Consider the following 5,360-nt stretch of genomic DNA (forward strand, 5'->3'; position numbering starts at 1 on the left):
CTTTACGGACAGACTCAAATTAGTAATTATTCGGAATCAATTTTAAGGAGAATCATTTTTCTATTTATACTAATTCTCTTTAAAGAAGCCGAAACATCTTGTTTGCGGAAGGCTTTTTGAATAAATCTATAAACCTGTGAGCTCCTATCGTATTTTTGGGGATTACACCAAACCAAATAATCTATGGTTTGATCCGTAACTACATTCTCTTTTGATTTGTTGGCAACTTCATCCACAGCATCCATAAAAGCCCATTGCACTTCTTCCAATTCTTCTTCATCAAAATCAGGAGCGAGATTGACAATGATTTTGTATTGCACTCCATCTTTCAGATCATTCTCCCAATAATTATGAATTCGAGCCAACACTTTATCGATGGCATCATTCACTGCTTCTTCGATTGATAGCATTATCTCACCGCTTCGTGATTCGCTATAGCCGGTTTCTGTTCCCAGCAAACGTGCTGTAGTTGTTTCATAAGCCTTGATACTTATGGTATATTTTTTTGTTCCGTAAGCAGCATTTTCCAAAGATCCACTAAATGTTATGTAAACATCGCTTCCCACAGAAAGAGCAAGTTGATAGGCATAATCTTCATCGCGGTTTCCAACCATTGCCTGTGCTTTGTTGAGCTCGTCCAGATTTGCCTGTTGTTCCGGTACAACCACATCGTATTGTCTTGCCGTGAGATAACTTTCGATTACAGCTGCTGCCTGTTTTACTTCTTTGTCATCCCTCAAAAGTTCGATCGGGTTTTGGCTCTTGGTTGTAGCCGGAATTACCATTATAAAGGGATTGCCAATTGTTGACGATAAATCTTTGCGGGATTTGATGATGTTTTTTGATTCAAGATATTTTTTTATCATCCCTTTGTTAATTTTGAATCTTTTTGTAATTTTTATTCCTTTTCCGTCATCAATCTTAATTCTTTTTAGCAATTGATTATCTTCATAAGTAATATATTGAGAAATATTTGACATTTTGAAAAATTCAGAAGAAATTTCATTAAATTTGGTTTTGGCTTCATCCGAATTCAAAAGGGGATCAGTTCCACCGAATAAAATAAAATAAACAGCAGCTTTTTTTGCATCTTCAGTTGCAAATCTTACACCATTTTCATCAACATCCTTTTTGGGACTTTTTTTAAATGCACCACCTTTAAAAGGTGAATTATAAATACCAGTTGCTTCAATCAACACTTCTGAGGATGAAACCGATTCAACCAAATGAGCCTGTCTTGAAACCGGTAATTGAGCAAAAACCGAAAAGGGAATGAAAAGGAGTAAAATTGTAGATAATTTTAGAAACTTCATAATAATATCCTCCGGGGATAAGTGCAAGGCAGAAGCTTCTGCCTTGCACGATTAATTTTTTACTAATATTTTTTTAATGGGTCAAGCCACCCAAAAAGATTGATGGGGAGTGAACTAAGATCATAGCTAAGAGTTAGATTAAGGCTGATTCCACCAAGATTTATGTCTTCATAAACACCACTGATTTTTTCTTCATTATCATTGAATTTTACGCTTGTTGGTTCTAATCCGTATTTATATCCTGCTCCAACTCCAAATCTCCAATCAGGTGTGAGCAAATATTCTAAGTTCGCATTTGCTTTTGCACCCCAAGCTCCAACAGAATATGTGTAATCATCGGAGTACATTTCCCCTGCAATGTGAAGCATGTCAATACCACCGGCAAAATTCAAATTCAAGTTAGAGCGTGTAAACCACATTTTTTTTGAAAAACCACCGTACAAAGAGAGGGTAGAACTGTATCCGCTAACATCGGTATTATATTTCACTAATGGAACACCATAGGCAACATCAAGATCAAAAAAAGTTTGGGTTACACCAATGATCGGCGCTAAATTGTAGGAGAAAATTAAATCTGCTCCCACTGAGGTGGTAGCGTCTTCTCCGAGAATTGAAATCTCAGAGAAATATTCCGATTTTGTAGCATTCTTTGGCACTTCCATCTCAAGCATATAATATGGATTAAGGCTGATAGATATTCCCAATCTGGGACGTTCAAAAAGCAGAACACCCGGAGATTGTTTTTTTCCGATGTATTGTCTTATTTTTGTATAATCATTGGGATTTTTAAGATTATTTCCAGTATGAATTACGCGCCCATAGCCAACAATTTTTTTCTTTTCATTTCCGTTTTTATCTTCCACAAATTCTACAATATCGTAACCATTATCAAGATGAACGCCTTCTTTGAAACCAATAGGCACAGAATAAACTCTTCCTTTAGCTTCGACAATTTGTCCGCTTAACTTGAAAGCTGCGATTTTTTTGGTTTTAACTCCAAGATTCTTTGCCCAAGCAAGCATGGCATTATATTGAGCACACAAAGCTTCTGTCGTTTTGTAAACTTCCTTCCCGAACGTGAATTTGTAATATAAAACAGCCCCGTTTTTGTCGGTTACGGCATGTGAAATAAAACTTCGGGCGCTGGATTTTTGAGCAACAACCTGATTTACAGATACAGAGAAATCCGGAGCAATTTTGACGTGATACCAAATTATTCCCCCTTTAATAGATACAGATATTTTTCCGTCACTTACTGACTGCTTCATTGAAGTAATATAGGTTAAATAAATGTATGCAGAATTCATCAAAGTTTCAAGTTCTTTTGCAGTCAATCCCAAAGATTTTGCTTTTGTAGCCGCAAATGATTGAAAAGCTGCTTCATCTTTTAAAGCAATTCCGCGTGCTTGCTTTACATCGTTTGAATTAAGAATTTCCAAAATTTTTTTAACCACAGTTTTTTTCAAAACTTTAGAAACCTCTTCTGTAGTCCATTTTTTTTTGGAATCCATTTCAGTTTTAAAATTTTGAATTATCGGTTCCGGTAAAACATTATAATCGAAACGATCGGTCTCAATATAAAAATCAATCAATTTATCAAAAAAATCATAGTCAAAATTGTTTATACCTTCTAATGCTCCCGGCTTTATTAAAACGGTTTCTACAGAACTAACTGATTTACGCACATATTTTCCTTGTTGGGCATAGCTGAATGAGAATAATCCTAACAAAATAAGGATTAAAAATAATTTTTTCATGTTTATCTCCTATTGATTTCGGTGCAGATTATTATTTTTGTTATATATCTGTGAAAATTCTAAACGCTGCTTATAAAAACAATTTCACGGTGCATGAATCATTCTACCTCCGTTAGTTCTGTATCATAAGGGAATTAATATTAATAAAATTAACTATTTTTTTCATTTTTATTTTTTTCGATTATTACACCACATTCGATTTTTTGTTTTTTTTGTCAAACTTCTTGTTAATTTCATTTGTAGAAAAAAATTATTACAGCAATTTTAGAGTGTTCCGAATCTTGAAAATTTTAGGGAAAGATGATATTTTTTTTACTGGGGTAGCAAGCAATCCCAATCTAATTTATTCAACTGCTTCGCGTAGTTCTGCTTTTTTGTAAATTTAATTAGTGTCCAGCCGTAAAGTAGCCTTTTCGAGTCGGCACGGACCATTCCGTTTGAAGAGTCGGCACGGACCATTCCGTGCCGAATAAAAAGTTATCTGTTAAGTTGTTTACGTTATGTTTGTGAGTTAGGAAAATTTTTGTCAAGTTCAAAAAAACGGAAATTAACTCAAGATTTCCCTTTACGGATAGACACAAATTAGACTAATTTTCAGTTATATTTTTTTGGGGTATTTTTATATTTTTAACGGTCAATAGAATTTCTTAATAAATCTTCAATTTTTCCAATTTCATTTTAGTTTTTTCTTTTGTGCTAAGACCATTTTTATATTCGTAGATCGCTTTTTTCCAAGCTCCGTGAATTGGATTTGGCAGGATGATGAATTTGGTTCCAAACTCGTCTTTTAAAAAATTTACTGCATTTTTTCTTTCCTCAATGGATTTTCGATAAAATTCTTCGGAGAAATCGTCACAATTATCCCCAAGTAAAAGAGCAATATGATATTTCCCGGCGATCATTTGCCGGCGGGTTTCTTTATTAGAACTCGTTTCTTTTAGAAGAAGGTGGAGCGAATCCGCTTGCGGAAAATTCATTGTTTGGAGTTGTTTCAAAGAGATATCATAAGATTCCATTCTTCTGTTAGTTATATAAAAAATTTCGTAATTATTTCTATCTGCAAAATTGAGAAAGTCCATTGCACCGGCAACTGCGTCTGCTTTTGAAGAATCTATCCATTTGTAAAACTCTTTGGGATATTCTTGTTCGCGAACCACTCGCACAGCATTATAAAGCGAATTGTCAATTATCGTTTCATCCATATCCACCAGAATTGCACGTTTTTTTTCGGTTTTTATCTGCATATCTTTTTCTAAATTTACTCTGGCAATATTATATGCTTGATAACATAAAGCACGATATTCTGCAGATGTGGTCTGCCACAGAGCAGCCATCAGAAAACTTTCATCATTCATTTGTGGATTTTCAGCATTGGCAGATAATGATGTTAGCAGAAAAATTAATAATAAAGCAGGAATTAGAATTCTAGTTTTCATATTGTTTCCTTTATTTTTTTAAATTTATCATTAGCGTATTAAAAGCAACTTATTCATAAACATTATTTTATTATCGATTTTGATCTGATAAAAATAAATTCCACTTGAAACGAGACTGCCGTTACTTTCTTTTCCATCCCAAATAACAGAATTAATTCTATATTTTTTTCCAATATCTTCATGATGAATTTTGAATTGACGAAGGGATCGTCCTTTTATGTTAAAAATTTCTATTTCACTTTGTACATCAGCAGCAATGCTAAGAGCCTTGGAATAATAAGAAATCGTTGTGGAATAAGAAAATGGATTAGGATAGGCTTTTGAATTCGCTATTGAAATATTTTCCAAATCAACATCATTTCCGGTGTAAATTATTTCAAATGGATATATTTCTGATTCACCAGCTTCGTAAATCGCGGTAACCGCAATCTCATAAATTAATCCATTTATCAAGCCAAAAATATCACATTGATTTTCTAAGGTTTCTTCATAAATATTTCCATCTACATAAATGCGAAAATTTTCAAAAGGGGATGTGCTACCTGGTGCAGGATCATCCCAGGTGAGATGAACGTGGTCATCAATAATTTCATATTGCACATTTTGAGGTGGATTAAAAATATCAAGGATAACAAAAGTCGTGGTGGTTATTGCAGATTCTCCATCTTCGTAAACGGCTGAAATTCCCATAGTATATATTCCCGGTTGAAGCGAAAGAATATAAACGGGTTGATTGATGAACGCTAATAAAGTTCCATCAAGGTAAATATTGTAGCCAATTAATTCCTCATAAGTTGGGGTTGAAGGGGGAATAATCGTCAAAGTATCTCCACTTATCGAAATACTATCAGGAG

Annotated in this window: 4 protein-coding genes; all 4 read right to left on the bottom strand. The window is 34.0% G+C overall.

The features are described from left to right. Window positions 1–26 precede the first annotated feature (26 nt). Entirely contained in the window at window positions 27–1,313 is a 1,287-nt protein-coding gene (locus tag U9P79_00865; protein MEA2103182.1) for a DUF6175 family protein, read from the bottom strand. Window positions 1,314–1,375: 62 nt separating this feature from the next. Next, window positions 1,376–3,070: a hypothetical protein gene (locus tag U9P79_00870; protein MEA2103183.1), complete on the bottom strand. Its 1,695-nt coding sequence runs from the start codon at window positions 3,068–3,070 to the stop codon at window positions 1,376–1,378. Window positions 3,071–3,717: 647 nt separating this feature from the next. Beyond that, complete coding sequence (locus tag U9P79_00875; GenBank protein ID MEA2103184.1) at window positions 3,718–4,506, bottom strand: 5'-nucleotidase, lipoprotein e(P4) family; 789 nt, start codon at window positions 4,504–4,506, stop codon at window positions 3,718–3,720. Between the two features lie 30 nt (window positions 4,507–4,536). Further along, window positions 4,537–5,360 (bottom strand): T9SS type A sorting domain-containing protein (locus U9P79_00880; GenBank protein MEA2103185.1); only part of this gene is annotated, 824 nt, incomplete at its 5' end.

The organism is Candidatus Cloacimonadota bacterium (genome assembly GCA_034661015.1).
Lineage (GTDB): Bacteria > Cloacimonadota > Cloacimonadia > JGIOTU-2 > JGIOTU-2 > JAYEKN01.

What these genes read in the sequence shown, in the direction of transcription:
- U9P79_00870 (MEA2103183.1), bottom strand. Translation starts at nt 3,070, where the DNA reads ATGAAAAAATTATTTTTAATCCTTATTTTGTTAGGATTATTCTCATTC.
- U9P79_00875 (MEA2103184.1), bottom strand. Translation starts at nt 4,506, where the DNA reads ATGAAAACTAGAATTCTAATTCCTGCTTTATTATTAATTTTTCTGCTA.
- U9P79_00865 (MEA2103182.1), bottom strand. Translation starts at nt 1,313, where the DNA reads ATGAAGTTTCTAAAATTATCTACAATTTTACTCCTTTTCATTCCCTTT.